This is a genomic window from Micromonospora sp. WMMD710, assembly GCF_029626045.1.
In the GTDB taxonomy this organism is placed as follows: domain Bacteria; phylum Actinomycetota; class Actinomycetes; order Mycobacteriales; family Micromonosporaceae; genus Micromonospora.
In genome coordinates, this window is record NZ_JARUBD010000001.1 from 2683618 (window position 1) to 2709146 (window position 25529).

23 protein-coding genes are annotated in these 25529 nt (G+C 71.0%); 4 read left to right on the top strand and 19 right to left on the bottom strand.

Annotated features, from left to right (window positions below):
• Window positions 1–49 precede the first annotated feature (49 nt).
• On the bottom strand, window positions 50–631 hold the full coding sequence (pyrR, locus tag O7620_RS12320; protein WP_151487789.1) for a bifunctional pyr operon transcriptional regulator/uracil phosphoribosyltransferase PyrR: 582 nt from the start codon (window positions 629–631) through the stop codon (window positions 50–52).
• Window positions 632–918: 287 nt separating this feature from the next.
• Between pyrR and O7620_RS12325 the strand changes: the two genes are divergently transcribed.
• The gene (locus O7620_RS12325; protein WP_007458348.1) at window positions 919–1407 is read left to right on the top strand and encodes a transcriptional regulator; all 489 of its coding nucleotides are present in this window, start codon (window positions 919–921) and stop codon (window positions 1405–1407) included.
• Between the two features lie 69 nt (window positions 1408–1476).
• Here O7620_RS12325 and nusB read toward each other — a convergent pair whose 3' ends face one another.
• The 4 genes from nusB to aroB all read right to left on the bottom strand — a co-directional run bounded on the left by nusB (window position 1477) and on the right by aroB (window position 4056).
• Window positions 1477–1887 carry a transcription antitermination factor NusB gene (gene nusB / locus O7620_RS12330; protein ID WP_184188983.1) on the bottom strand — a complete coding sequence of 137 codons (411 nt, stop codon included), beginning with the start codon at window positions 1885–1887 and terminating at the stop codon, window positions 1477–1479.
• 23 nt (window positions 1888–1910) lie between these two features.
• Window positions 1911–2468 carry an elongation factor P gene (gene efp / locus O7620_RS12335; protein ID WP_007458344.1) on the bottom strand — a complete coding sequence of 186 codons (558 nt, stop codon included), beginning with the start codon at window positions 2466–2468 and terminating at the stop codon, window positions 1911–1913.
• Window positions 2469–2554: 86 nt separating this feature from the next.
• Entirely contained in the window at window positions 2555–2980 is a 426-nt protein-coding gene (gene aroQ / locus O7620_RS12340) for a type II 3-dehydroquinate dehydratase (RefSeq protein ID WP_151487790.1), read from the bottom strand.
• Entirely contained in the window at window positions 2977–4056 is a 1080-nt protein-coding gene (gene aroB, locus O7620_RS12345) for a 3-dehydroquinate synthase (RefSeq protein WP_278126973.1), read from the bottom strand. The genes aroQ and aroB overlap by 4 nt, the downstream gene beginning before the upstream one ends.
• A 507-nt stretch (window positions 4057–4563) precedes the next feature.
• On the opposite strand from aroB, the gene O7620_RS12350 reads away from it, so the two are divergent.
• Complete coding sequence (locus tag O7620_RS12350) at window positions 4564–4776, top strand: hypothetical protein (protein ID WP_278123130.1); 213 nt, start codon at window positions 4564–4566, stop codon at window positions 4774–4776.
• 104 nt (window positions 4777–4880) lie between these two features.
• Here O7620_RS12350 and O7620_RS12355 read toward each other — a convergent pair whose 3' ends face one another.
• Complete coding sequence (locus O7620_RS12355; protein WP_151487794.1) at window positions 4881–5384, bottom strand: shikimate kinase; 504 nt, start codon at window positions 5382–5384, stop codon at window positions 4881–4883.
• On the bottom strand, window positions 5384–6562 hold the full coding sequence (aroC, locus tag O7620_RS12360) for a chorismate synthase (protein WP_151487795.1): 1179 nt from the start codon (window positions 6560–6562) through the stop codon (window positions 5384–5386). Before aroC ends, O7620_RS12355 begins: the two co-directional genes overlap by 1 nt.
• A gap of 357 nt (window positions 6563–6919) precedes the next feature.
• On the opposite strand from aroC, the gene O7620_RS12365 reads away from it, so the two are divergent.
• Both O7620_RS12365 and O7620_RS12370 read left to right on the top strand, forming a co-directional pair.
• Window positions 6920–10150 (top strand): RHS repeat-associated core domain-containing protein, encoded by a 3231-nt coding sequence (locus O7620_RS12365; protein ID WP_278123131.1) that lies wholly within the window; start codon window positions 6920–6922, stop codon window positions 10148–10150.
• 90 nt (window positions 10151–10240) lie between these two features.
• The gene (locus tag O7620_RS12370; RefSeq protein WP_278123132.1) at window positions 10241–10426 is read left to right on the top strand and encodes a hypothetical protein; all 186 of its coding nucleotides are present in this window, start codon (window positions 10241–10243) and stop codon (window positions 10424–10426) included.
• Between the two features lie 109 nt (window positions 10427–10535).
• Here the strand turns inward: O7620_RS12370 and O7620_RS12375 are convergent, their stop codons facing one another.
• From O7620_RS12375 to O7620_RS12430, 12 genes are all read right to left on the bottom strand, one after another.
• Window positions 10536–11204 carry a class I SAM-dependent methyltransferase gene (locus O7620_RS12375; protein WP_278123133.1) on the bottom strand — a complete coding sequence of 223 codons (669 nt, stop codon included), beginning with the start codon at window positions 11202–11204 and terminating at the stop codon, window positions 10536–10538.
• Window positions 11205–11266: 62 nt separating this feature from the next.
• A complete protein-coding gene (locus tag O7620_RS12380; protein WP_278123134.1) occupies window positions 11267–12187 on the bottom strand; it encodes a glycosyltransferase family 2 protein in 921 nt (306 codons plus the stop codon).
• Window positions 12184–12834, bottom strand: a complete 651-nt coding sequence (locus O7620_RS12385) for a glycosyltransferase (protein WP_278123135.1) — start codon at window positions 12832–12834, stop codon at window positions 12184–12186. The genes O7620_RS12380 and O7620_RS12385 overlap by 4 nt, the downstream gene beginning before the upstream one ends.
• Window positions 12831–13310: a UDP-N-acetylglucosamine--LPS N-acetylglucosamine transferase gene (locus tag O7620_RS12390; RefSeq protein WP_278123136.1), complete on the bottom strand. Its 480-nt coding sequence runs from the start codon at window positions 13308–13310 to the stop codon at window positions 12831–12833. Before O7620_RS12390 ends, O7620_RS12385 begins: the two co-directional genes overlap by 4 nt.
• A 222-nt stretch (window positions 13311–13532) precedes the next feature.
• Window positions 13533–14795, bottom strand: coding sequence for a hypothetical protein (locus O7620_RS12395; protein ID WP_278123137.1), 1263 nt, complete (start codon window positions 14793–14795; stop codon window positions 13533–13535).
• A complete protein-coding gene (locus O7620_RS12400; RefSeq protein WP_151487800.1) occupies window positions 14792–15694 on the bottom strand; it encodes a sulfotransferase domain-containing protein in 903 nt (300 codons plus the stop codon). The genes O7620_RS12395 and O7620_RS12400 overlap by 4 nt, the downstream gene beginning before the upstream one ends.
• A 7-nt stretch (window positions 15695–15701) precedes the next feature.
• Window positions 15702–17300 (bottom strand): lipopolysaccharide biosynthesis protein, encoded by a 1599-nt coding sequence (locus tag O7620_RS12405; RefSeq protein WP_278123138.1) that lies wholly within the window; start codon window positions 17298–17300, stop codon window positions 15702–15704.
• Entirely contained in the window at window positions 17297–18637 is a 1341-nt protein-coding gene (locus O7620_RS12410) for an O-antigen ligase family protein (RefSeq protein WP_278126975.1), read from the bottom strand. The genes O7620_RS12405 and O7620_RS12410 overlap by 4 nt, the downstream gene beginning before the upstream one ends.
• 21 nt (window positions 18638–18658) lie before the next feature.
• On the bottom strand, window positions 18659–20269 hold the full coding sequence (locus O7620_RS12415) for a lipopolysaccharide biosynthesis protein (protein ID WP_278123139.1): 1611 nt from the start codon (window positions 20267–20269) through the stop codon (window positions 18659–18661).
• Between the two features lie 148 nt (window positions 20270–20417).
• Entirely contained in the window at window positions 20418–22346 is a 1929-nt protein-coding gene (locus tag O7620_RS12420; RefSeq protein WP_278126976.1) for a hypothetical protein, read from the bottom strand.
• A gap of 241 nt (window positions 22347–22587) precedes the next feature.
• Window positions 22588–23418: a phosphatase PAP2 family protein gene (locus O7620_RS12425; RefSeq protein ID WP_278123140.1), complete on the bottom strand. Its 831-nt coding sequence runs from the start codon at window positions 23416–23418 to the stop codon at window positions 22588–22590.
• A gap of 373 nt (window positions 23419–23791) precedes the next feature.
• Entirely contained in the window at window positions 23792–25516 is a 1725-nt protein-coding gene (locus O7620_RS12430; protein ID WP_278123141.1) for a glycosyl hydrolase, read from the bottom strand.
• Window positions 25517–25529 lie beyond the last annotated feature (13 nt).

The following is a 25529-nucleotide window of genomic DNA, read 5'->3' on the forward strand; positions in this document are numbered from 1 at the left end:
TGCCTTTCGTTCGCGACTGCGGGGCTCCGCTTCGCTGCACTCCTCGCGCTCACCGTGTCCCCCCGTACAGCTTGACCTCGTCGGCGCCGTCGGTCTCCGCGAGCGTCACCTTCACGCTCTCCGCGAGCGAGGTCGGGATGTTCTTGCCGACGTAGTCGGCGCGGATCGGCAACTCCCGGTGCCCCCGGTCGACCAGAACGGCGAGTTGCACGGACGCCGGGCGGCCCACGTCGTTGAGCGCGTCGAGCGCGGCCCGCACGGTGCGGCCGGAGAAGAGCACGTCGTCGACGAGGATGACCCGCTTGCCGTCGATGCCGCCGGTGGGCACCTGGGTCGGGCCGATCGCGCGGGTGGCGTGCCGGCGGAGGTCGTCGCGGTAGAGCGTGATGTCGAGCACACCGACCGGTACGGCGATGTCCTCGAAGGTGCTGATCCGGGAGGCGAGCCGCCGCGCGAGGGGGGCGCCCCGGGTGGGGATGCCCAGCAGCACCGTGTCGGCGGCACCCTGGGTCTTCTCCAGGATCTGGTGGGCGATGCGGTCGACCACGCGTTGCACGTCGGCGCTGGCGAGGATCACCTTCACCGAGGGTTGTCGCGGTGGTGACGAGCGGGCAGCCGGTGGGTATGCCACGGCGGACCTCCTTCCCCGCCTCACCGGACGGGTCGTTAAAGGATGTCGGGCACCTCCGGCCGGACCGCGCAGCGACCTGACCGGGGCTTCACGCCACGTTACCAGTGGTCACCGGGCCGATGGACGGCGGCCGCTGACCACCGGATCAGGCCGACGAAATGGGGATAACTCCCCCGGTGCTCCCCAACGGTAAGGTCACGACCACTTGACCAGGTGTCACAATCCCCGTACCGTCACGCTCCGTAGCGATCGACGGGAGAACCCCGAGCAGCACTGGGAGTGTCCGAATGCCCTCTGAATACGCCAAGTCTCTGGGCGCCCGCCTGCGCTCCATCCGCCAACAGCAGGGTCTCTCCCTGCAGGGTGTGGAGGAGAAGTCGAACGGGCGGTGGAAGGCCGTGGTGGTCGGCTCGTACGAGCGTGGCGACCGGGCCGTGACGGTGTCCCGTCTGGCCGAGCTGGCCGAGTTCTATCGTGTCCCCGTCTCGGAGCTGCTGCCCGACGGCAGTGGTGTCCGGCACGAGCCCACCAGCAAGATCGTCCTGGACCTGGAGCGGCTCTACGACGAGGCCTCCGAGGACCTGGCCTACGTCGCCCGCTACGCCCGCGCGATCCAGCAGCAGCGCGGTGACTACAACGGGCGGGTGCTCTCCATCCGTGCCGACGACCTGCGGGCGCTCGCGATCGTCTACGACGCCTCGCCGTCGGGTCTGATCGAGCGGCTCACCGAGCACGGTGTGCTGGTGGCCGACCCCCGGGCGTTCTTCGCCTCCTGAGCTGTCGCTTCACCCGAAAGGGCCCGTGCCGTCCGGCACGGGCCCTTTCCGTGGTGCGGGTGCGAGACCTCAGCGGGTGGCGTACTCGGCGATCCGGCCGAGCACCCCGTTGAGGAAGCGCGGCGAGTCGTCGGTCGACATCTGCCGGGCCAGCTCAACGGCCTCGCTGATCGCCACCGCGTCGTCGATCTCGTCGACGTAGAGCAACTCGTAGACGGCGATCCGGGCCAGGTTGCGGTCGACGACCGGCATCCGCTCCAGGGTCCACCCCTCGGCGTAGCTGGCGATCAGCTCGTCGATCCGGTTGAGGTGCTCGGCGACCCCCTCGACCAGGCCCACGGCGTAGCCGAGGTGCTCCGGTCGGGGCTGCTCGATCCGCTGCACATAGCCGGCCAGCACCTCCACCGGAGGCTTGTCCCGCAGATCGGCCTCGTAGAGGACATCCAGCGCCCGCTTACGCGCCTTGCGGCGCGCCGGCATCTGCTGCTTGGAACCCTCGGCCATCAGGCGCGGCCGAGGTAACGGCCGTCGCGGGTGTCGACCTTGATCTTCTCGCCGGTGGTGATGAACAGCGGAACCGGCACGGTGGCGCCGGTCTCCACGGTCGCCGGCTTGGTGCCGCCGGTCGAGCGGTCGCCCTGCAGGCCCGGCTCGGTGTAGGTGACCTCCAGCACGACGCTGGTGGGCAGCTCGATGTAGAGCGGCACACCCTCGTGCTGGGCGACGGTCGCCTCCGCCTCGGGCAGCAGGTAGTTGGCGGCCTCGCCGACGGTGCCACCGGGCACGGTGATCTGGTCGAAGGTCTCCAGATCCATGAAGACGAAGTCCTCGCCGTCGGCGTACAGGTACTGCATCGTGCGCTTGTCCACGGTCGCGGTCTCGACCTTGGTGCCCGCGTTGAAGGTCTTGTCGACCACCTTCCCGGACAGCACGTTCTTCAGCGTGGTGCGCACGAACGCACCACCCTTACCGGGCTTGACGTGCTGGAACTCGACGACGGCCCAGAGCTCGCCGTCCAGGTTGAGTACCAGGCCGTTTTTGAGGTCGTTGGTGGAGGCCATTTCCTGCCTTGATCATCAATTGGCGGACAGACCCTACGAGTCTACTAGCTGCGTCGAATCGGCCCGTCCCCGCTCGGGGCGACCCCTCAGCGGGCGGCCAGGTGGTGCAGGGCGAGACGATAACCGTCAATGCCGAGACCGCAGATCACCCCGGTCGCCACCGCGGAGACCACCGAGTGGTGCCGGAACTCCTCGCGGGCGTGGATGTTGGAGAGGTGCACCTCCACCAGCGGCCCCCGCAGCATGGCGCAGGCGTCGCGCACCGCGTACGAATAGTGCGACCAGGCGGCCGGGTTGAGCACCACGGCGGCCTCCTCGTCGGCGGCGGCGTGCAGCCAGCCGAGCAGTTCGTGCTCGGCGTCGGTCTGCCGGACCGTCACGTCCAGCCCCAACTCCCGGCCGGTGGCCTCGCAGAGCGTCACGAGATCGGCGTAGCTGGTCGAGCCGTACACCGCCGGCTCCCGGGTGCCGAGGCGGCCCAGGTTCGGCCCGTTGAGAACGTAGACCTTCACCGGTCGGCCACCTCGCGGTAGGCGGCCTCGAGCAACGCGTCGTCCGGGCCCTCCAGCATCGCCGGATGGGCCAGCCCGTCCAGCACCACGAACCGCAGCCGGCTGCCCCGAGCCTTCTTGTCCACCCGCATCACGGCCAGCAGCCGCTCCCAGGCGTCGGCCGGGTAGCTCACCGGCAGGCCGAGCGCGGACAGGGTGCGACGGTGCCGGTCGGCGGTCGGCGCGTCCAGCCGGCCGGCGAGCCGGGCCAGCGCCGCGGCGTACACCAGACCGACGGAGACGGCGTGGCCGTGCCGCCAGCGGTAGCCCTCGACCTGCTCGATCGCGTGCGCCAGGGTGTGACCGTAGTTGAGGACCTCGCGCACGCCCGACTCGCGCAGGTCACCGGCGACCACGTCGGCCTTGACCCGGATCGCCCGCTCGATCAGCTCCCGGGCGACCGGCCCGCGCGGGTCGGTGGCGGCCGCCGGGTCGGCCTCGACGAGATCCAGGATCGTCGGGTCGGCGATGAAGCCGCACTTGACCACCTCGGCCAACCCGGCCGCCAGGTCGACCGCGGGCAGGCTGTCCAGCGTGGCCAGGTCGGCCAGCACACCGACCGGCGGGTGGAACGCGCCCACCAGGTTCTTGCCGGCAGCCGTGTTGATGCCGGTCTTGCCGCCCACCGCGGCGTCCACCATGCCCAGCAGCGAGGTGGCCACCGGCACCCACCGCACGCCGCGCAGCCAGCAGGCCGCGACGTAGCCGGCCAGGTCGGTCACCGCGCCGCCGCCCACGCCGACCACCGCGTCGGTACGGGTGAAGCCGGCCGCGCCGAGCCGATCCCAGCAGGCGGCGGCCACGTCGATCTGCTTGCCCGCCTCGGCGTCGGGCACCTCGATCGGCAGCGGCTCGACGCCGGCCGCGCGCAGTCGTTCGCCGAGCGCGTCGGCGAGAGCCTTGAGCGGAGGGGCGTGCAGCACCGCCGCCCGGGTCGCGCCGGGCAGCAGGCCGGGCAGCGCGTCCAACAGGTCGCGTCCGACCAGCACGTCGTACGGCCGTTCGCCGCCGACCGGGATCCGGGTCACCTCGTCCATCGCCGGCAGCCTAGTCGAGCGGACGCCGTGGTGCGGGTGGCTGCCCACCTGCTGGCCGGGCCGCCCACTCCGCCAACCGGCGGGCGTGTTCGGCCACCTCGGCGCGCAGTCCAGTGCCACCCGCTGCCGATGCCGGGCGGCCGCGGCCAGGGCGAGCAGGGTGCCCGACGCGGGGCGCGGCTCCGCCTCAGGTCGCCGCAGGGTGAAGCCGAGGTGCTCCTGCACGGCGGTCAGCCGGTCGGCGAGCGCAGCCGGCAGCACCCGGCGGATCTTCGCGAGCGCGGTCGCCGTGGCCGGTTGCTCGGTGGCCAGGCCGACGCGTTCGGCCACGACCAGGCCGAGCAGCACGGCCACCGCCTCGTCGTCGGTGAGCATCAGCGGCGGCAGCTTGAAGCCGGGGTGCAGGCGGTAGCCACCGTGCCGACCGCGGTCGGCGGTGACCGGGATGCCCAGCTCGACGAGGGTGGCCGCGTACCGGCGTACGGTCCGCTCGTCCACACCGAGCCGGTGGGCGAGGTCGGTGGCGGTGGCCCGGTGCCGACCGCCCTGGTGGCCAGCACCTTCCCGCTCAGTGTGGTGCGGCAGATGATCAGGGAGGAGCATCCGTTCTTCACCGGCCTGGCCGACGGCCACCTGCACGAGCTGCCCACCGGGCACTGGCCGATGCTCAGCGAGCCGAAGGCTCTGACCGATGTCCTCGACCTGATCGCCCGCGGCTGAGGAACACCCCGACTGCGCCGACCGTGCACTTCCGGTTGCCGCGATGCGGTGAACGCCCCCTTACGCCGGGGGCAGCACGTGCACGATCGGCGTGGCGGGCGGCGTCAGCGGGGCAACAGCGCGGCGATCTCGGCGACGATCGCCGCCGGAGGCCGGCCGTCGGTGGTCACCGTCTCGGTGGCCACCTCGGCGTAGAGCGGCCGGCGCTGGTCCAGCAGATGCTTGAGGGTGGCCCGCGGGTTGATCGCCAGCAGCGGCCGGCCGGCGCCGAGCCCGACCCGCTTCACGGCGTCGGGCAACTCGACCGACAGGTGCACCACCCGGTGTCCCACCAGGGCGGCGCGGGTCTCCTCGGCCAGCACGGCACCGCCGCCGAGGGCGAGCACACCGGTGCCGGCGGCGAGCGCCGCGGCCACGGCGGCCCGTTCCAGGGTACGGAAGTGCGCCTCACCCTCGTCGATGAAGATCTCCGGGATGGGCTTGCCGGCCATCCGCTCGATGTCGGCGTCGGTGTCGCGGAACTCCACACCGAGGGTGGACGCGAGCGCCTGCCCGACGGTGGTCTTGCCGCAGCCCGGCGCGCCGACCAGCACGACGACCGGTGCCATCAGCGGATGACCAGGGCGTCGACGTAGCCGGCGAGGTTGCGGCGGATCTCGGCGATCGAGTCGCCACCGAACTTCTCGGTGGCCGCCTCGGCGAGCACCAGCGCCACCATGGCCTCGGCGACGACCGCCGCGGCGGGCACCGCGCAGACGTCCGAGCGTTGGTTGATCGCGCTGGCCGGCTCGCCGGTGGTGACGTCCACGGTGGAGAGGGCCCGGTTCAGCGACGAGATCGGCTTCATCGCGGCGCGGACCCGCAGCGGCTCGCCGGTGGTGATGCCACCTTCGAGGCCGCCGGCCCGGTCGGTGACCCGCCGGACGCCGGTCGCCGACGGAATGATCTCGTCGTGCGCCTCGGAGCCCCGGGAGCGGGCCTGCTGCCACCCGTCACCGATCTCCACACCCTTGATCGCCTGGATGGACATCAGCGCGGCGGCCAGTCGGGCGTCGAGCTTGCGGTCCCACTGCACGTGGCTGCCCAGACCCGGCGGCACCCCGTACGCCAGCACCTCGACCACGCCGCCGAGCGTGTCGGCGGCCTTCTTCGCGGCGTCGACCTCGGCGACCATCAGGGCGCTGGCCTCCGGGTCGAGGCAGCGCAGCGGGTCGGCGTCGATGCGGGCGGCGTCGGACGGGGTCGGGCGCAGCCCGGGCTTCGCGGCCACCGGACCCAGCTCGACGACGTGCGAGACGATCTCGATGCCGAGGGCCTGCCGGATCAGCGCCTTGGCGACCGCGCCGACGGCGACCCGGGCGGCGGTCTCGCGGGCGCTGGCGCGTTCCAGGATCGGCCGGGCGTCGGTGTGGCCGTACTTCTGCATGCCGGCCAGATCGGCGTGGCCCGGCCGGGGGCGGGTCAGCGGGGCGTTGCGGGCCTGCCGGGCCAGCTCGTCGGGGTCGACGGGGTCGGCGGCCATCACCGTCTGCCACTTCGGCCACTCGGAGTTGCCCACCCGGATCGCGACCGGACTGCCCAGGGTGACGCCGTGCCGCAGGCCGCCCAGCACCTCGACCTCGTCCCGTTCGAACGACATCCGGGCGCCACGGCCGTAGCCGAGTCGGCGGCGGGCCAGGTCGTCGGCGATCTCGGTGGTGGTCACCTCGATACCGGCCGGCACCCCCTCCAGGAGCGCGACGAGGGCGGGACCGTGCGATTCACCTGCAGTCAACCAGCGCAACACAGCGGTCAGTCTGTCACGGCGGGTGGCCGTCCCACCGCGCCGCCCGGCACGTCCCGCCCTACGGACGCGACAAGCATTCTCAGCAATGTCGATCCGCTCTTGTTTCCATCGAGCCATACCCATAAGTTGTCTGACAACAAGTAATGACGACCACACGGGGAGTTCTGGTTGTCCTACGCTGCCTGCCGCCTGTGAGCACGCCCCTCACCGGCCTCTGCGACCTTTTCTGATCCCCGCTCCACCGTGCCGCCAGGTCCATCGACCTGGTGGCGAACCGCTGTGCCCATTTTTCCAAGGCTCGTCTCGGCTCATTGTTCGGCGCGCAATCGGCCCGCCGAATGACCATAGGGAGAGTATGTGAGATCTACCGCGGTACGTATGGGGGTGGCGTTGGCGGTTACCGCCGCGTCAGTGCTGGTGGCAGTGCCGGCGCGGGCGGTCCCGACCGCCGTGACGTCGGCTGGAACGGCAGCCGGGCCGGTGGTGTCGCCGCGCTCCGGCTCGAATGTGTGGCTGTTCACCGCGGGGGCCGCTGCGGCCTTCGCCGCCGCGGGGGCGGCACCGTCGGTGCCGAAGGGCACCGGCCCGGTCCGCAACGGCACCTTTCTCGACTTCTCCCTGACCGACCGGCTCCAGGCCAAGGTCAACGTCGGCTCCGGCAACCTGGTGCTGACCAGCACGGAGCTGACCCTGCCGGGCATCGCCGAGAACGTCACGCTGGGCGCGTCGTTCAACAGCCTCCTACTCGGCAGCGGCATCGCCAACGGTGCCCACGGCCCGGGTTGGCGGACCAGATCCGGCATCGACGTGCGACTCTTCCCCGCCGACGACGGTTCGGTGACCTACGCGGCGGCCGACGGTGTGGCCGGCACGTTCACCGCCTCGGGTTCCGCCTACACCTCCCCGGCTGAGTTCAAGGCCAAGCTGGCCCAGAACGGCACCGGGTGGATCCTCACCGAGAACGACAGCGGCAAGGAGCTGTTCTTCACCTCCGACGGTCTGCTGGACAAGACCGAGGACCGCAACGGCAATGTCGTGGACGTCGCCTACAGCAGCGGCAAGATGACCACCGTGACGTCCAACCGGGGCGTCGGGTCGGTGCGGTCGGCCGCGGTCACCTACACCGGTGACCGGCTGACCCGCTACCGGCACACCGGCAGCGACGGCAACTGGCGGGACGTGTCCTACGAGTACGACTCCGCCAACCGGCTGAAGACCATCCAGAGCGCCACCTGGCGCAAGGTGCAGTTCGAGTACAACTCGGCCGGCGACCTGACGAAGATCGTGATGGAGGACAACACCTTCGCCACCGTCACCTACGACGGCCAGCACCGGGTCACGTCGTTCACGCAGGTGACGGACAACGCCACCATGCAGGGCGCGACGACCCGCCTGGCGTACACCAGCTCGACGCTGACCGACGTCGCGGACCCGCGCCAGGATCTCTCCCAGCCGGTCACCTCGGTGCCGCACACCACCTACACGGTGAACTCCGAGAAGCGGATCACCAAGGTCACCGACCCGGCGGGCAACAGCCGCAGCAAGACGTACACGCCGTTCAGCGACGTCGCCACCAGCGTCTCGGCCGAGGGCGGCACCACCACGAACACGTACGGCGCGAACAGCGGCCAGTCCCAGACGAAGGCGGAGTCACCGACCGGCGCCAGCGGCTCGGCCGCCTACGCCAACACTCCGACGTCGACCAACCCGACCGCGACCTTCCAGCCGTCGTCGTCGATCAACGCGCAGGGCAACAGCTCGACGTACACCTACAACGGTGCCGGCAACCAGACGTCCAGCAAGGACGCCCTGGCCGCCGAGGCGAAGGTCGACTACAACAGCGACGGCACGGTCAAGTCGTCCACCGACCCGGGCAACGGCACCAACGCCACCACCTACTCGTACGACTCGAACAAGCAGCTCACCACGTTGACCCCGCCGACCGGCAACAGCCTGACGGCGAAGACCTTCACCTACGACACCTACGGCCGGCTGCGCACCGAGGTCGTCGGCGGCTGCACCACCACCTACGAGTACAGCCTCGACGACCGCTTGATGAAGACCAGCTACTCCGGCTGCACGGCCACCACCGCTGTCGTCAACGAGTACGGCGGCTCCGGCAACCTGCTCATCCGCACCGACGCCACCGGCACCACCACCTACGAGTACGACCAGCTCAACCGGCTGCACAAGCGCAACCCGCCGACCGGCCCGCAACAGATCTACCGGCACGACGTGGCAGGCAACCTGGACGAGCTGGTCGACGGCCGGGGCACCACGAAGTACTACTACAACACCCGCAACTGGCTCGTCCGCATGGACACCGCCGGGGGCACCCGCTACAACTTCAACTACGACAAGGACGGCAACCGCATCAACACGTGGTTCGCCGCCAACGCCACCAACAGCACCTGGGCGCTGAAGACCACCACCACGTACGACAAGTCCGACCGGCCGCTGCGCATCACCGCCACCCGCAACTCGGCGAGCCCGGCGACCGTCTTCGACGTGACCTACTGCCACGCGAAGTACGTCTCCGGCCAGGCGTGCTCCACCGCCAAGGCCGACGACACCGGGCTGCGTCAGTGGCAGAAGAACGAGAGCAACGGTCAGATCACCCAGTACACCTACGACAAGGGTGACCGGCTCACCAAGGCCGCCAACCACAACGGCAAGACCTACGACTACACCTACACGACCAACGGTAACCGGGACACGGTCAAGGTCGACGGCACCACGACGCAGACCCTGGCCTACAACAGCGCCAACCAGGTCACCACCACGAACAACACCTACGACAGCCGCGGCAACCAGACGAAGACCAGCGCCCCGGCCGTCAGCGGCATCGGCTACAACGCCGCCAAGCAGATGACCACGGCCACCACCAGCGGCACCACCACCTACGGCTACGCCGGCACCGATCAGGTGGAGCTGGCTCAGGCGGGCGGCATCAGCCTCAACTACGGCCGCGATGACCAGCTCGGCATGCCCTGGCTGCAGTCGTGGAAGAACGGCGCCAACGCCAATGTCTACGTGGAGCGTGACGGGCTCGGCACCCCGCTCGGCGTACGCATCGGCACCACCGATCACGCGTACGTCCTGGACGGGCTCGGCTCGGTCGTCGCGCTGGTGAAGGCGGACGGTTCCGCCTCGGCTAGCTACACCTACGACCCGTACGGCAACGCCCTCACCGCGTCCGAGACGGGCCTGGGGCAGACCAACATCATCCGATACGCCGGCGGCACCTACGACCCGGCGACGACGTTCACGAAGTTCGGGCAGCGCTGGTACAACCCGGACCAGGGCCGCTTCACCCAACAGGACAACCTGAGCTTCATCGGCGACCCGAAGCACGGCAACAGGTATGCGTACGCGAGTTGCAGTCCTACGAACTACGTTGACCCAACTGGGCAAGCCTCCTGGTGTGCGTGGGCGGGGCTCGCAATTGGAGTTGCTGGTGTGGCCGTAGGAGTGGCAGCAACAGCTGTGACGGGAGGAGCAGCCGCTCCTGCGCTGGTTGCGGCTGGCATCTTCCTCGGCGAGGCCGGCGTCGCATTAGGTATTGGTGACATGTCCGGTAATTGTTAGCAAGAGCAGAGGGGCTGCTGAATGGGTGACCCGGCCGACCGACTGGGTCACCCCTGCTCAACTCAGCTCGGGTCGACTCGGAGGGGCTGCGTGACTAGGAGAAATACGTCTAGGCTGATCATCGCCATATCCGGCGCACTGGTGGTGATCGGGGGGGTGATTGGGGTTCTGGGCAGCGGCCTTGCCCAGAAGGGCGGGATCGCGGCCCTGACGGCAGGAGGGGCGGGTGTCGTGATCGGCCTCATAGCCAACTCATTCAACGCCAATGATGAGTGATTCACCTCAGAGATACGGCGGCGCCTCTTCCGTCAAGACAGAATAGTTGCCCAGTCCTGCACTGGCCGGCATCGACTAGGAGGTGTGCCGGGCTCCCGCGGCACGCCTCCTACCTGTCCGCTCGGTCGTTTCGGATCGCGATGATCGACTTGGTCAGGCCCGCCAGGCGCTCGTTGCGGATGGTGGCGTCCGGAAACAGGTACTTGAGTTCGGCGCGACCGATCAGTTCGGTCGTGAGCACCTGCCTCATCGCCGCCTCGTACGACTTGCCGGGGTTGTAGGCGAGCGGCCACTTACGCGCCATCACCACCCGCGCCGACACCGGCAGGAACTGCATCCCGGGCGCCACCCAGTGCGGTTCGATCGGGAAGTACCGGTACGGCGTCTGCACCCAGTACGCACGCCCCAGCTCACGGACCGCGTCGGCCATCCGCTGGCGGCGCTCGTGCCCACCGACGTGTTCGAGGACGCTGTTGCTGAAGACGAGGTCGTACCTGCGGCTCAGGATGCTCTTGGGCAGCTCGCAGGCATCGGCGTGGTCGGCCTCGGCCCACTCGGGTAGGTCCGTGGGCAGCGGCTCCAAGTTGACCACGTGCACGTGGGCGGGCCGGACGGGGACGCGCGCCCAGCTTTCCACCCGACCGCCCAGGTCGAGAACGGTCATGTCGGCCAGGTCCGGGAAGGCGTCCGACAGCCAGGCCGCGCGCCGCGCACGCCGTTTCGCGCCGAGCGAGGTCGGCGAGTCGACGAGACGGAACCTGAGCGAGTGAAGTCCCATGAATGGTTGTCCTTTGGTCTGCTGATGCCTCGTTGAGGGTGCGGGGTGTCGTCCGGACCTGGTCAGATGCCCCGGCCGCGTTTGTGCAGGGTGCGCAGCACCGCGTCGGCCCGGACCACCCGTCCGGCCACGGCGAGGGCGAGGTAGGCACGCGGCTCGCGGGGGTTGCGCCGCAGCGTCCGCCGTGCCCAGCGCAGCGCACCCCGCCGGTCACCGGAGGCGGCCCGCGCGAACGCGATCTGCCCGGTCACCCGGGCCTCGCCGGCCGGCTGACCGGCGAACTCCGGGTAGCGCTCCAACAGCCACTGCAACGCCTCGGAGATGGTGTCCCACCGTTGCGCGAAGTACGACCGCTTGTGCCACCGCACCAGCACCGACGGGGTACGCAGGTTGAGCAGCGGGGCGCTGCGCGCGGCCCGCAGCAGGAACTCGTAGTCCTCGGCGTAGCTGCCGGGGATCTCCTCGTCGACCAGCCCGAAGCCGTCGCGCAGAGCGGTGGCGCGGATCAGGAACGTGGACGGATGCAGCTCGGTCATCCGGTCCCGCAGCAGGTCGTCGAGGGTGATCCGGTCCCGGTCCAGCACCCGGTCGACGGTGGTGCCGTCGTAACTGACCCGGATGCCGCAGCAGACGAACTCGGCCTTCTCGTCGGCGGCGAGCGCGGCCACCTGGGGGACCAGTTTGCCGGGCAGCCACTCGTCGTCGTCGTCACAGAAGGCGATCACTTCGCCGCCGGCGGCCAGGGTGCCGCTGTTGCGGGCACCGGCGAGCCCCGGCGTGCGCGCGTTACGGGTGACCCGGACCGTGCGGTCCGGGTCGGTCGACTCGGCGAGAGACTCGTCGGGCGTCGACTGGTCGTGGACCACCACCACCTCGATCGGGCCGGGGTAATCCTGCGCGAGGATCGCGCGCACGGCCGCGCGCAGCAGCTCCGGGCGGTCCCGGGTGGGCACCACGACGCTGACGCTCGGCTGCCGGGTCATCGGGGCTCCCCCGCAGCACGACGGCGACGGGCCCAGGACCGCCACCGCGGCGGGCGGCGCGCCGCTCGGGCCACCAGGTCCTCGACGATCGCACCGACCCTCGCCACCGCCGCCCGCTGCGCCCGATCCGCCTCCGGGTCGGCCGCCACCGCGTACCGGGAAGGGTCTTTCAGGCCGGCGTCCAGCGCGTCGTACAGCGCCGCCCGGGTCTCGCAGAGCGCCACCACGCCGGCCACGCCGAGCCGGCGGGCGAAGCGCTGCTGATGGTCGTCCACGTGCTCGCCGCACGCCGGGTCGCGAGGCACGACGACCGGCAGGTGGCCATGCCGTCGGGCCTCCAGGATGGTCGCCGGGCCGCCGTGACAGACCACCAGGTCGGCGTCGGACATCGCCTCCTGCAAGGCGGCGTGGCCGAGGAAGGGGACCGCGCCGGGCACCGCCGGCGCCCGGGTGTGTCCGTGTTGGAGGGTCAACTCCACCATGGCGGCGGTCTCCGCGTGCCACCGCGCCAGCCAGTCGACGAGCCGGTCGAAGGGATGCTTGTCGGTGCCGACCGCCACCAGCACCCGCACCTGGCTGGTCGGCGCGACGTCACGTCGTCGAGGTATCCGGGAGCGTTCGGTGTCGGTGGTCGCCTCCCCGGTCACAACAGCGTCCCGACGACCGTGGCCTCCGGGTACTGCCGCCGCTGTTCGTCCCACTGCACGAGCATCGCGGACAGGAACGGACGGCACAGCCGGGCGGTCAGCGTCGGAGTGTCGATCCGGTCGTACACCTCGATGTAGACGGTCGGGATCCGCCGCAGCCGGGCCAGCACCACGAACGGCACCGCCACCCCGGCACCCGTGGTGACCACCGCCTCGACCCGCCGCTCACGCAGCACCCGCCAGGCGATGACCGCGTTGCGCAGCAGGTTCGGCACGTTACGGGTGGTCGGATGGTGTGCCGGCACCAGATCCTCACCGGCGAGCAGCGACACCGCCTCCGGCGTGTCGAACGTGACCCAGCAGCGCCGTCGACTCTCGTACCAGGGCCGTAGGGCCAGTAGTTGGGCCAGGTGCCCGCCGCTGGATCCGACCAGCAGCAGCACCGGCGGATCGTCGGCCTCGATCTTCCTGTCCACGCGACTCCCCACAAGTCCGCTTGGAATTTCGGTCCACGCCACGCATGAGCAGATCACACGTTTCCCGGCCGTTGTATCGCGCGACCGGTTGATCGCCTGCCCACGCGCGAGGTGGTTCGGACCCGCCGGCCGCCCGAGCTCCATCGACGCTCATCACGACCTGCGTTTTCTTCATCACTCTGCGGCACCGCCCCCAGTGCCGCTCCCGGTAATTTCCCCGGATCAACCGCAATGTCGTTTTTCGATGACCTCCAACAGCGCGGGATGCAGCGCGGTGTTCCAGCCCGCGCCCGCGTCTGCCAGCCGCCAGGTGCGCAGCCACATCTCCACCAGGTAGCCGTCGGCCACCAACCGGCGCTGGGCCGGGCCCAGGCCAAGCCGGTCACCGTGCCGGTCAAGGTGGGCATCGACGGCACCGGCGGCCACCGCCGCCGGTTCGCCGCGCAGTACCAGAGCCCGCTGGAACGCGTCGTGCGCCAGGTCGAAGCCGACCGGCACGTCCGGGCCACTGTGCTCCCAGTCCCAGGCGAACAGCCGACCGCCGTACTCGCCGAGGTTCCACGGCACCCAGTCACCGTGCCAGTGGCCGAACTCCACGTCGGTAGCACCGTGCCGCCGGGTCAGCGCCTCGACCGCGGCGACGGCCCGGGTGCCGGCCGCCCCGGCGGCGGCGGCCCGCCGGGCCTGCGCGGTCATCCGCGCCAGGAAGGCGGAGCCGGCCAGCGGTCGCGGCGGCGCGCCCGGCCCACCGCGACGGGCGACGGCGAGCAGCGCGGCGACCCGGGGCGGATCGTCGACCGGCACCCCGCGTACCGCCGACGGCAGCGGCTCGATCACGGCGACCACCTGGTCGGCCCAGGCCAGCTCGGCCAGCAGCCCCGGTGGCACCGGGTGGTCGGCCGCACCGACGACGGCCGGCAGCGCCCGCAGCGCCGCCGCCTCCGCGGTGACCAGCGCGCGGGTGGCGTCGTTCCAGCCGATCTTCGCGTACCCGCGCGGGCGTCCGTCGCCGTCGAACAGTTGCAGGGTGGGCTTGTGGTTGGGATCCGGCGGCCGGACACCGAAGGCAGCCAGCAGCGGGGTGCCGCCGAGGGCGGCCGCGAGTCGCTCGGTCAGCAGCAGCTCGGCCACGGGCACCCCGACGGGCACCGAGACGGTCAGTGTCGGGAACGGGGCCAGGCCCACCGCGCCGAGGCGGGCCAGTCCGCCGACCGCGGCCCGCACCGCCCGCACCCTCGGCGGTCGCAGCGCGTTGTACGCCAGCAGCGTCGCCGCCCCGGCGCGGGGCGCGCCCAGCGGCACCAGGAAACGTGCGCGTGCCAGCGACGGCACGACGGCGTAGCGGGCCACCGTGCGGTGTCCGAGCGGTGTGCTGCCGCCCACGGCCAACACGACCCGACGGTCCGGGAAGACGGCACGGCTGACCCAGCCGAGCCCGTCCGACCGCGACCGGGGATCCGCCGGCGCGTCGACCTGCGCCGTCACGCCGCGCGGTCCGGCCAGTCGAGTTCCAGCCCGAGCCGCTCACGCAGCGCGTCGTTGTACGGCCGGTAGTACTCGGTCAGCTCGGCGCGGACGGCCGGCTCCAGCGGTGCCGAACGCCGGTCGTTGTAGACCTTGAAGTCCGGCAGGTCGTACGCCGGCAGCCCGAGGAAGTCCAGGGTGCGCCGGTAGGTGGCGCGGGCGTCACGGTAGAGGCCCTCGCTGGGCAGGAAGAGGATCTGGCCCCGGTCGAAACGCTCCAGCCACGGCTCCAGGTGCTCCAGGTAGCGCCCGCGGGCCCGATACGTGTACCAGTCGTACGGCTCGCTGAAGTATTCCGGCTCGGCGATCAGCCGCTCCCGCTCCCCCGCCGTACGCTCCGGCTCGGCGGCCAGCGCGTCGGCGAAGTCCAGCGGCTCGATGCCGTGGGTGCGGCGCTCCTTCCAGTGCGAGTAGGCGCGCTCCACCGGGTCGCGCAGCAGCACGATCAGCTTCACCGTCGGCATCAACCCGGCGACCCGCTGCGCGGCGAGCGGATGGAACATGTACAGCGGCGCGGCCTCACCGACCCGGACCGGCCCGCCGTGCCGCTTGGTGAGGGCCTCCCGCTGGCGCTCGGTCGGGAAGTGCGAGCGGTACCACGCCTCGCCGCGCCCCCAGTGCTCCTCGAAGTAGTGCGCCGACTTGGTGTTCCAGGCCGGAAAGAGTCGGGGCACCAACGGGTGCTGGATGAGGTAGTTCCACAGCGAGGTGGTGCCGCCGCGTTTGGTGCCGATGATGAGGAAGTCCGGTAACGCTCGGCGGTCGCTGGTCCGCACCGCGTAGTCGACCAGGGAATCCCGCAACCGGTTGGTCACCTGGGTCGGCACGAGCTGCTTCACCCGGTCCCGGATGGACGACACAGTGGTCTCACCTTTCCTTTCTCGACGTCGTGGCGGTCCGCGCGGCGATCGGCACCGCCGTCTGACTACGACGGAACTGCACCATGGTCACCCGGATGCGCCCTCGGATGACCGGCACCGTCAACAAGCCGACGCAGCCGCTGACCAGCACAATCAGTGCCACCACCAGGCCGGCGACCCCTCGACCGCCGGTCAGTACGCCGGCCAGCGCCGCGAGCCCCACCCCGACGGTGACCGCGGCCGCCGCCCGTGCCAGCGTCGCGTCGACCAGCGGCTGGCCGATCACCAGCCGGGCGCAGACGAAGGAGGTCAGGTTCTCGGTGGCGATGCCGGTGGCCCAGGCCAGCGCGGCGCCGGTCACCCCGTGCTGCGGGATCAGCCACAGTCCGAGGGAGACGGTGACCGCCAGCCCGGCCACCGTCGCGACCAGGTGCAGGCCGCTACGACCGCTCATCAGCAGGAGGGTCTGGACGTTGCCCACACCGGTGTTGATCAGCATGGCCAGGGCGAGCACGGTGATCGCGGTGGCACCCGCGGTGAACCCGGGCCCGAAGAGTTGCAGGAACGCCAGCCCGAACACCGCGAGCAGGAGGTAGACCGGCCACGACAACACCAGCGCCCAGGTGGTCATCTGCCGGTGCACCACAGCCGCGGCGGCCCGCTCACCGGAGCCGAGCAGCCGGGAGAGCTGGGGCGACACCGCCACCCGCAGACCCTGCATGGCCAGTTGCCCGGCCAGGATGTAGCGGCCGACCGCGCCGAACACGCCGGCGTCCGACTGCCCGGCGAGCACCGAGGTGAGCAGCACACCCACCCACACGGCGCTCGCGTCGATCGCGGCGGACGCGGCCCGGGGCAGCGCGAAACGCCAGAACGCCGACCAGTCGGCCCGCTCGGGCCGCAGCGCCGCGCCCCGACCGATGCCGAGCGGGCCCGCCACCAGCAGCAGGCAGACCACGATGGCCAGCGCCGCCGGAATCATCCAGCCGGTCAGGCCGACCAGCACGCCACCGCCGGCAACGGCCGCCGCGCCGACCAACAACGGCCGGGCGACCGGCACCAGGACGGACTGTACGCCGACGTAGGCCCGGATCGGACGGACGCAGCGCAGCACGGCGAGCAGGAGCGTCATCGCCACCACCAGCGGCACCGCGGCGAAGCTGGCCGCGATGAGGGCCGTACCGCCGGCGCCCGGCCCGTCCAGCAGGCGGGGTGCGAGCGCGTCCGCGGCGATCACGCCGGTCAGGCCGACGACGATCGCGGCCACCAGCGGCAGTAGAAGAGCCACCGGCAGCACCCGGGCGGCGTCGCCCCCCGCGCCGACACGACGCCGCGGAAGCGTCCAGATGAGCCCGGTCTCCGCTCCGAGGGTGCAGACGGCGGCGGTCACGGTGACCACGCCGATCGCGGCGAAGAACGCGCCCGCGCCAACCGTGCCGTAGCCGCGCGTGATGACCACGGCCAGCAGAAAGCCGAAGAGGCCGTTGGTCGCGGCGCCGGCCAGACCCGCGAGGCCGGTACGGGCGCTGCGCCGGGCCTCGACCGAGCCGTCGGCGGACGACTCGTCACGGCCGGAGCCGATGGCCGAACTGGTGCCGGCGGTCATCCCGCGACAGCCTTGCGGAGGCGACCGGTGTGCACCGGACGAGCGCGCCAGGGGTCCGCTTCCCGCTCGGCGGTCGCCATCGCGGCGGCGGCCCCGAAGTAGGCGATCGTGATGGTGGGATCGGCCATGCCGTAGAACGGGATCTGCACCAGACAGATCACCGGGACCACCGCCAGCCACTGCCCGGGCGCCGAGCGGGCGCGGGCGCTCTTCAGCGTGATGATCACGAACCAGGCGAGGAAGCAGAGCAACGCCGGTATGCCGTGGCTGAACAGCACCGTCCAGAGCTGCCCCTGGGTGCCGACCGGGACCTCCGCCGTGACCGTGTCCACGGTGACGGGCGCGCCGTAACCGAGCCACGGTGAGTCCCCGATGCGGCGGATCACCTCCGCGTAGAGGGAGTAACGGTCGGTGTTCGTGTCGGTCGACTCGACCCGATTGTTGATCAACTCGGCCACCGGGATCAGCAGGGTGGTGAGCCCGCCGATGAGCAACACTCCGACGACGGACGCGCCCACCCGGACGTTCCCGCGCACCGCGGCGCGCACGCCGAGCACGGCCAGGCCCACGCCGAGGCTCGCGAACATGGTGCGGTTCAGGGTGAGGAAGGCCGGCACCAGGGACAGCGGCAGCGACACGAGCAGTGCCCAACGGAGGATCCCGCGGCGGCGCAACATGGTGAACGCCACGATGCAGGGCAGTGTCATCGCGTACGCGCCGCCGTAGTTGTTGGTGTACGGGAACGGCGCCGCCGGCCGGTAGATCGGGTTGAGCGCCACCTTGCTGTACTCGGTCGCGCTGATGTGCACCAGGTCCTGCATGTACGGATGGCTCGACATGCCGCCGGGCAGCAGTACCTCCACCGGCGTGGTCAGCGCGAAGCGCGGTGCCAGCACACCCAACCAGCCCAGTGCCACCAGACCGAACCAGAACAGGCAGATCGGCACGAGCGCCGCCGCCACGTCGCCTCGCTCCCGGGCGTAGACGTACACGTACACGGCCACCACGAGTGCGGTGAGGTAATACCCCACCCGCAGGCCGAAGGGCAGCAGCGAAGCCGGCGCGGGTAGTTGGGTGGCGCTGAGTACCACCAGGGCCAGGAACAGCAACCAGGTGCCGGTGGCCGGTGGCAGCGGCACCCGTCCTCGGACGATCAGCAACGCCAACAGCGTCGCGCCGAACAGGGGCCAGAACAGATAGAACGCGCCGGCCAACCACCACAGCGGGACCAGACCGAACATCATCAGCACCGGGAGGCGGGGCAGCCGGGGCGGCGCCGACGGCCGCGGTGCGGCGACGACCGGCGGACCGATCCCGTCCGGCTCGCTGCTGGCCAGGGCGGTGGTGACGGACACCCGTCACCGCCGTCCGCTGCGGGTCAGCACGAAACCCAGCGGAGTGACGCCCGCCGCGCGCAGCCGCTCGGCGAGCCGGCGCAGATCGCCCTGGCGGGTCCGGTCCTGTTCGACGACCACCACGGCGGTGCCCTGGCGAGCCGCCGCGACACCACGCTCGTCGGCCTCGGAGGGCGGCGCGTTGAAGAGCACGATTCCGCTGTCGGCGCGTTGCCGCCACGTGCCGAACCGCACTCCACCGGCACCCACGGGCACCTCCTCGGTGCCGTCGTGGGCCGTGCCCGTGGCGCTCGTGGTCGAGTTGAGGTTCGTTCGGGGCAGGGTCAGAGTGGCGTCCGGGTCGGTCGACGGATGCCGGCCGGCCGGGTACGGGGACGGGCGACGGGCAGGGATCTGGTCGGTGAGCTCGGCGCCGATGAACGGATCGGTGGCCCGGGGCTTCGGGACGAGCGGACGGACCGGGTTGACCATCGCCGGCAGCCTCTCCCGATCAGCCAGGACGGTGGCGCGCAGGTTGTGGAGCCGACCGCTGTCGTCGGCCACGTAGACGTCCCGGCCGGTCGCGGCGAGTGCGACCGCCAGACCGGCGGTGACGGCGCTCTGGTTCTCGCGGGTGGTCAGCAACGCCACCCGGGCCGGCTCCTGGAGTCGCTCGGCGATCGCCATCGCCACGTACCGGATGTCGGCGTCCACCGCCCTGCCGCGGGTCCGGAACAGCCCGCCGCGCACGGTGCCGAGGAGCGGCAGCCCGGTGACGTCCCGTCCGTCGTGGACCGACCGGACCCGCCGGTCGGCGGACTCCCAGGCGTACGCCAGCACGACGCCGAGCAGCGCGCCGCCCAGCAGCCCGGCCACCACGTAGAGCAGCGCGTGCCGGTCGGAGGCGACCAGGACGCGTTCGGCGTTCTGCGTGATCCACCCCGGGTTGACGTCGACCGCCGCGATCTCGGTGCGGGAGGACTTCAGCTGGGTCAGCTGGTTGTTGGTGCCGGCGAGTTCGGCGATGGCGGCGTCCAGCGGGCCGTTGCGGACGCCGGAGATCCGCCGCTGCAACGCCTCGCGCTGCTTGTCCACCTCGGCAATGCTCTCGTCGTAGCGCTTCAGCATCTCCGCGCGCTGCTTCTCGTACATCGCGCGGCGCACGTCGAGGTAGGTCTGCGCGGCGAGGTTCACGTTGCGGACCGCCTCGTCGGCCGAGCGTCCGGTGTAGGAGAAGCGGAGGATCTGCCCGCCGGTGGGGACCTCCACCTCAAGGGCGTCCCGCACATCGCGCTGGTCTTCACCCTCGGCCGTGAGCCGCTGCACGACCTCGGTGCCGGTGGCGATGCCGCTCTCCACGTTCATGTTCACCGCGCGGTCGGCGGCGGCACCGCTGGGGGTGAACGCGTCGGTGACGACCGGGCGCACCGCCACCACCGCGTTCGCGGTGACCTCGCCCGGCTTGAGCAGGACGTACCCGAGTGCGGCGAGCAGACCCAGAGCGGCGACCGTCCCCACCAGCCTGGTCCGGTGCAGCGGGACACGGAGCAGGTCCGTGAGGGTGACTGCCCGGGCCGGTGGCCCCCCGGCACCGGACGGGTCGCCGGGCCAGGAACCGGGAGGTACATCAGCCATCAAAGATCCACCGTCTGTTGTGCTGTGCCCCTGGCGGAACACACCTGTGGCAGGCGCCGGGCATCTCCTGTGACGCCTCGGGCCGGCGACGTGGTCCGTCGCCGGCCCGACCCGATCTAGCGATTCTCCGTGACGAACCCGTCACTCGTCACTGCACGGAGAAGAAAATCCGCGGCGTGGACCAGGTCAACGCCTCGCTCGCCGGCGCGATCACCGTGCTGGCCGCACCATCGACGGCCAGGTCGGCCGTCGGGTCGAAGGGCACGGCGCGCAACGTGCCGTCGGTCCCGCCGTACACGATCCGGCCGTCCACCCAGGCCATCCCCCGCACCGCCGACCAGGTGACGGTCGCCGTCGGAAGGGTGAACTCGGTGGCGCCCAGATAGTTACCGTCGATCTCGAAATAGCGGTAGTAGAGCGCGTTGGCGCCGCTGCGGGTGTAGTAGAGCCGGCCGTTGAGGTAGAACGCGCCCGTCATGCCCGCGGCGTTGAACCAGTCGTTGAACCCCGACGACTCCCATGGGACGCCGATGGCACCGCCGTTGAACATCGACACGTCGAGGCGGCTGCCGGTGGGCGTGCCGGCCACCGTGTGCGCCCAGTAGATGCGGTCGCTCACCCGCCAGGTCGCCCCGGCGCCGGTGTAGTTGGGCTGGCTGACCGTGGTCGGGACACCGACGCTCGTGCCCGTGAACGCCACCTTGGCCATCTCACCCTCGCCCGTGCCGAGGTACAGGTTGCCGGTAGTCGCGGTCGGTGGGTTCTTCGGGGCGAAGGTGCGACCACCGGCGAGCGGGAACATGCCGAGGCGTCCGTGGTACTCGCTGCCCATGCCGTCGGAGTTGTGCCCGAAGTAGAGCCCGTCGCTGCCCCGCCAGAGCACCGGCACCTGCGAGCCCCAGTTGCTGGTGCCCGCTGGCATGGACGCACTGCCGCGGCGACCGGGGTTCCAGGCGACCGGGAGGCCCGTCGCCGGGGTGACGGCGGCGATGCCGAGCCGGTCGATCGCCCCGGCGCCGGCCGCGTCGCTGGCGTTGGGGTTGTTCAACCAGCGGAAGTGCCCACCCAGGTAGATGACGTTGTCGGCCACCTCCACCGAGGTGATGGTGTCGTTGCCGGTGTAGTCGACCCAGGTGCCGAGTTGGCCGCTGCCCCGGTGCGCGGTCTCGAACCGGATCAGCACGTCGCAGTACGCGGCCGGCCAACCGGCGCCGCCGTTGGTGCCGACGACGAACCAACTGCCGTCCGCGCTGAACTTCAGGTCCTGCACGTAGTGGACGAAGGTCGTCGGCGCCGCGCACGGCGGGGCGAACTTCTCGGTGCTCCAGTCCAGCACCGTCGGCGTGCCCGAGAGGTCGATCATCGCCATCTGGTTGCGGGACAGGCCGTTGACCAGGGTGAAGTTACCCCCGGCGACCATGGTCTGCCCGTCCGGGGTGACATCGATGGTCCAACCGTACGAGCCGGTTCCGTGCCGCCCGACGGTGGCGTTGATGGTGAAGGTGGGGTCGATCGCGCCGGTGGTCGCGTTGAGCCGGCCCAGCCCCGAGTGCGCGGTGCCGTTCAACCAGTTGAAGGCGCCGGCCACGTAGAGCCAGTTGCCGCGCAGCACCATGTCCCGGACCATGCCGCCGTCGGAGCGGCCCACCCAACCGCCGACGGTCGCCCCGGTCGTGGGGTCCAGCGCCACGAGGTTCAACCGGGCGACGCCGTTGACGTTCTTGAACCCGCCGCCGACGATCAGCGTGCCGTTCGGGCCGGCGATCAGGGAGTTGACCGGGCCGTCGAGCACCGGCAGGAACGTCGTCGAGATCGTTCCGCTGACCCGGTCGTACGCGAACAGGTAGCTCTGGGTGATCCACGGGGCGCTGGCGTTCTGCCTGATCTGGGTGAAGCTGCCCCCGACGTACACCTGCGAGCCGACCTGCGCGAAGGCACGGCTCTCGCCGTCGCGGCCGTGCGGGGTGTTGTCGGCGGGATTGGTCGACACCAGGGTCGCCGTCTCGGGCACCGGCACCACGGCGGCCGAGGTGACGGATGGAACGTTCAACACCGCGGCGACGGTCACCAGACCGATTGCGGCCGCACGGAACCGGAATCCGGCAGATCGCCAAGAGAGCGAAACTTTGGGCACGCTACGCCTCCAAATTGGACGACAACCCCGGTAGCGTGCCTCGTCTGTCGCGATCCGCGATATCCGCCGATTGGGCCGTCGCCGGGGCCACATGACGACGCCGAGCATTCCCGTGCGCATTTCCGTGTCGGATGTCGGACTCGCCGGTGGCACACCGAAGTCCCGCAGCATTCGCGCAGACGGTTCAGGTGGCGACACCGGCTTCAACGGGGACCGCGGGTTCGGACCGGGCGGGTGGACGCACCCGGCCCTCGGCCACAAGCACCGCGAGCGCCATCACACCGAACAACAGGGTGGCGAAAATCCAGCCACCGATCACGTCCGTGAGCCAGTGCTTTTCCGCATAGATCCGGGTGTAACCCTCTACCGAGATCAACAGGGCCACCACGGTAGCGAGCGCAATTCGACCGCGCCGCGGGATGTTCCAGGTCAGCCCCGCCAACACCGCGATGGTGCCGAAGGTGAGCATGACCCGGGCGCATCCACCCGAGGGATAGGTGCCGACGTCGGTGGGCGGGTGACCCCGGTCCACGGTCAGCGCCAGAATCTGTTGGGTGTACTGCTCGACGACGAACTGCAACGGCATCGCGACCAACGGGATCCACCACCGACGGCGTCGCCAGGCGATGGCGAACGCGACCGCCGCGACCACGGTGACCCACTTCAACGGGTACCGGTCCCCCAGTGCGGTGACGAACGAGTTGACATCGGCCCACACGTCGACACGGCGGGCGTGGACGTAGTCGAAGACCGGGTGATCGACGGACGGCTCCAGGCGCGACAGCGCCTCGCCGAGCGGCCAGCAGACCGCCACCACCGCCGCGCACCCGGCGAGCAGGACGACAAGAGCGGCACCGTAGCGGCCGACCGCGTCGGTGAGCCCGGCCACCGCGACGCGCAGCCGCCTAGCCGCTCCGCTCACCCGTACGGCCGGCGCCCATCGAGTGGCGACGACGGGGACCAGGATCGCCGGCACCAGTACCGACAACGCCCCCAGCGCGTAGATCAGGACCACCGTCGGGCACCGCCGCTCGCTCGACTGACGGCTGGCCCTGCCACGTCCATGGCGTACCGCCACGTGGTGTCCGCCGAGATCATTCGGTCCCCCTCACCGGGTCGCCGCGGCGGCCCCGCAAGGAGCCCAGCGGACAGTTTCCTGGACAGGATCGACCACGCCGGCTCCGCACGTGGCAATCGATGCAGGACACGCTAAGGGAATCCGGGCAACCTGCGATAGTCGTCGTCGCGCCTGTCGCAGGCTGCCCACCACGGGAGTGTCGTCATGACGACATTCGCCACCGCCGGGCCAATGGCCGAGCGCCGCTATTGCCCGTACGTCGCATTCACGACATCGGCGCAGGCCGTCGTCCGTACACCGGCACGGTTTCTCAACGGCTCACGCCGGTGGGTTGCCGCAGATGCGGATCCCGGCCGGCCTGCGCGAAGCCGGCCACCGCCGACGCGTCGTGGTTCATCGTCATGTCACAGGTCGCACTGCGACTGGTCATGCCCGGCGAATTGAAATAGATGGCGGCCTTGATCTTCGGATGCGCCTTCAGCGCCGCCGGGAACTCCTGGAACCAGCGCTGCTTGGCACCCGGGTCGGCGGCGTTGACGTTGGTGCCGAACTCGGCGAGCATCCTCGGCTTGCCGGCGCCGATACCGCTCGCGTCCAACCAGCGGTAGAAGTCACCCACGGTCGTGCTCGGACTCTTCCACACCGTGCTGCCGTTACAGACGTGGAAGTTGTACGGGTCGTAGGCCACCCAGTCGACGTAGCGGTCACCGGGGTAGAGGCCCGGGTAGCGGGCGTGGTGGCCGGACCAGCCCATCATCGTCCAGACCCAGACCGCGTTGGTCGCGCCGGCCTTGGCGAACCGCTCGTACACGTACCGCCAGGCCCGGACGAAGTCGGCGTCGCTGCCCTTGGCCGGCTCGTCCTCCGGCTCGTGGTCGAAGCCCATGAACACCGGAACCCCGGCGGCGCGGATCCGGCCGGCGACCGCGTCGATCGTGGCGTCCTGCCGGCCGCTGTAGACGTCGGCCCACGTCAGGGTCGTACCGGCGGAGAAGTTGCGGGACTCCCAGGCGAAGAACATCAACCGGCCCTCGCGCATCTGCTGCGACTCGTACGCGTCGGGGAAGGCCCCGTTGTTGCCGGCGTTGGAGAAGTCGTGGTAGCGGTGCACGATGTCGAACTTCCGCCCGACCTGCGCCTCCACGTCGGTGATCGCCGTGCCGTAGTCCCAGCCGCCGCCCGCCCCGGCGGGCGAGTACATGCCCCACCAGGCACCGCAGGAGGGCACCAGCTTGTCCGACACCGAGCCGCACTTGCCGGGCGGGATGGTGGAGGTCCCCGTCGGGCTCGCCGTACGGGTCGGCGTGAGCGTCGGTGACGGCTTCGGAGCGGCGGTGGTCGGCGGCGCGCTCGGCGACGGCGTCGGCCGGGTGCTCGGCGTCGACGGCGGCCGGGTGCTCGGCGTCGACGGCGGCCGGGCGGCGATGTCGTAGCTGATCACCAGGCTGGGCCGCAGGTCCGGGTTGCGGTTCTCCGCCGACGCCCAGTAGATCCGGGTGTCCAGACCGGCTTGGGCCAGCGACACCGTCCACGTGCCGTTGCCGGTGACCAGGGTGGACACGTCCCACTCGTTGACGCCCTTGGACACACCGGTCACCGTGTCCAGCGCGGCGCCGGCCGGCACCGGAGCCGGGCGCGTCTCGCGGGCACTCAGCGGCGAGGCGTGCGCCGACACCGTCGCGGCGAACTGCTGCCACGTGTGCACCCGCAGCGTCGCCCGGACGTTCACCGCCGCGGCCGGCACCGTGGTCACCGTGAACTCGATGACCGCCTCGCGGCCGCCACGCGGGTTGCCGTCGCAGCGCGTCGGGCAGGTCGCCAGGGTCGCCTTGGCGGCGTTGTCACCGTCCTGCGACACCGCCGTGGCGGTGGTGTCCGCCACCGCCCGGATCGACAGGTCGTCGCTGGCCAACAGGGGCATCATCGTGGCGACGATGCCGGCCACCACCGAGCCGCCGACCACGCCGATGGCGATCGCCTTGCGCCGGGGTCCGGAGCGGAACCGGGTGATGCGGTGCAGTCCGTGCCTGGTCAAGGAAACTCCCTGT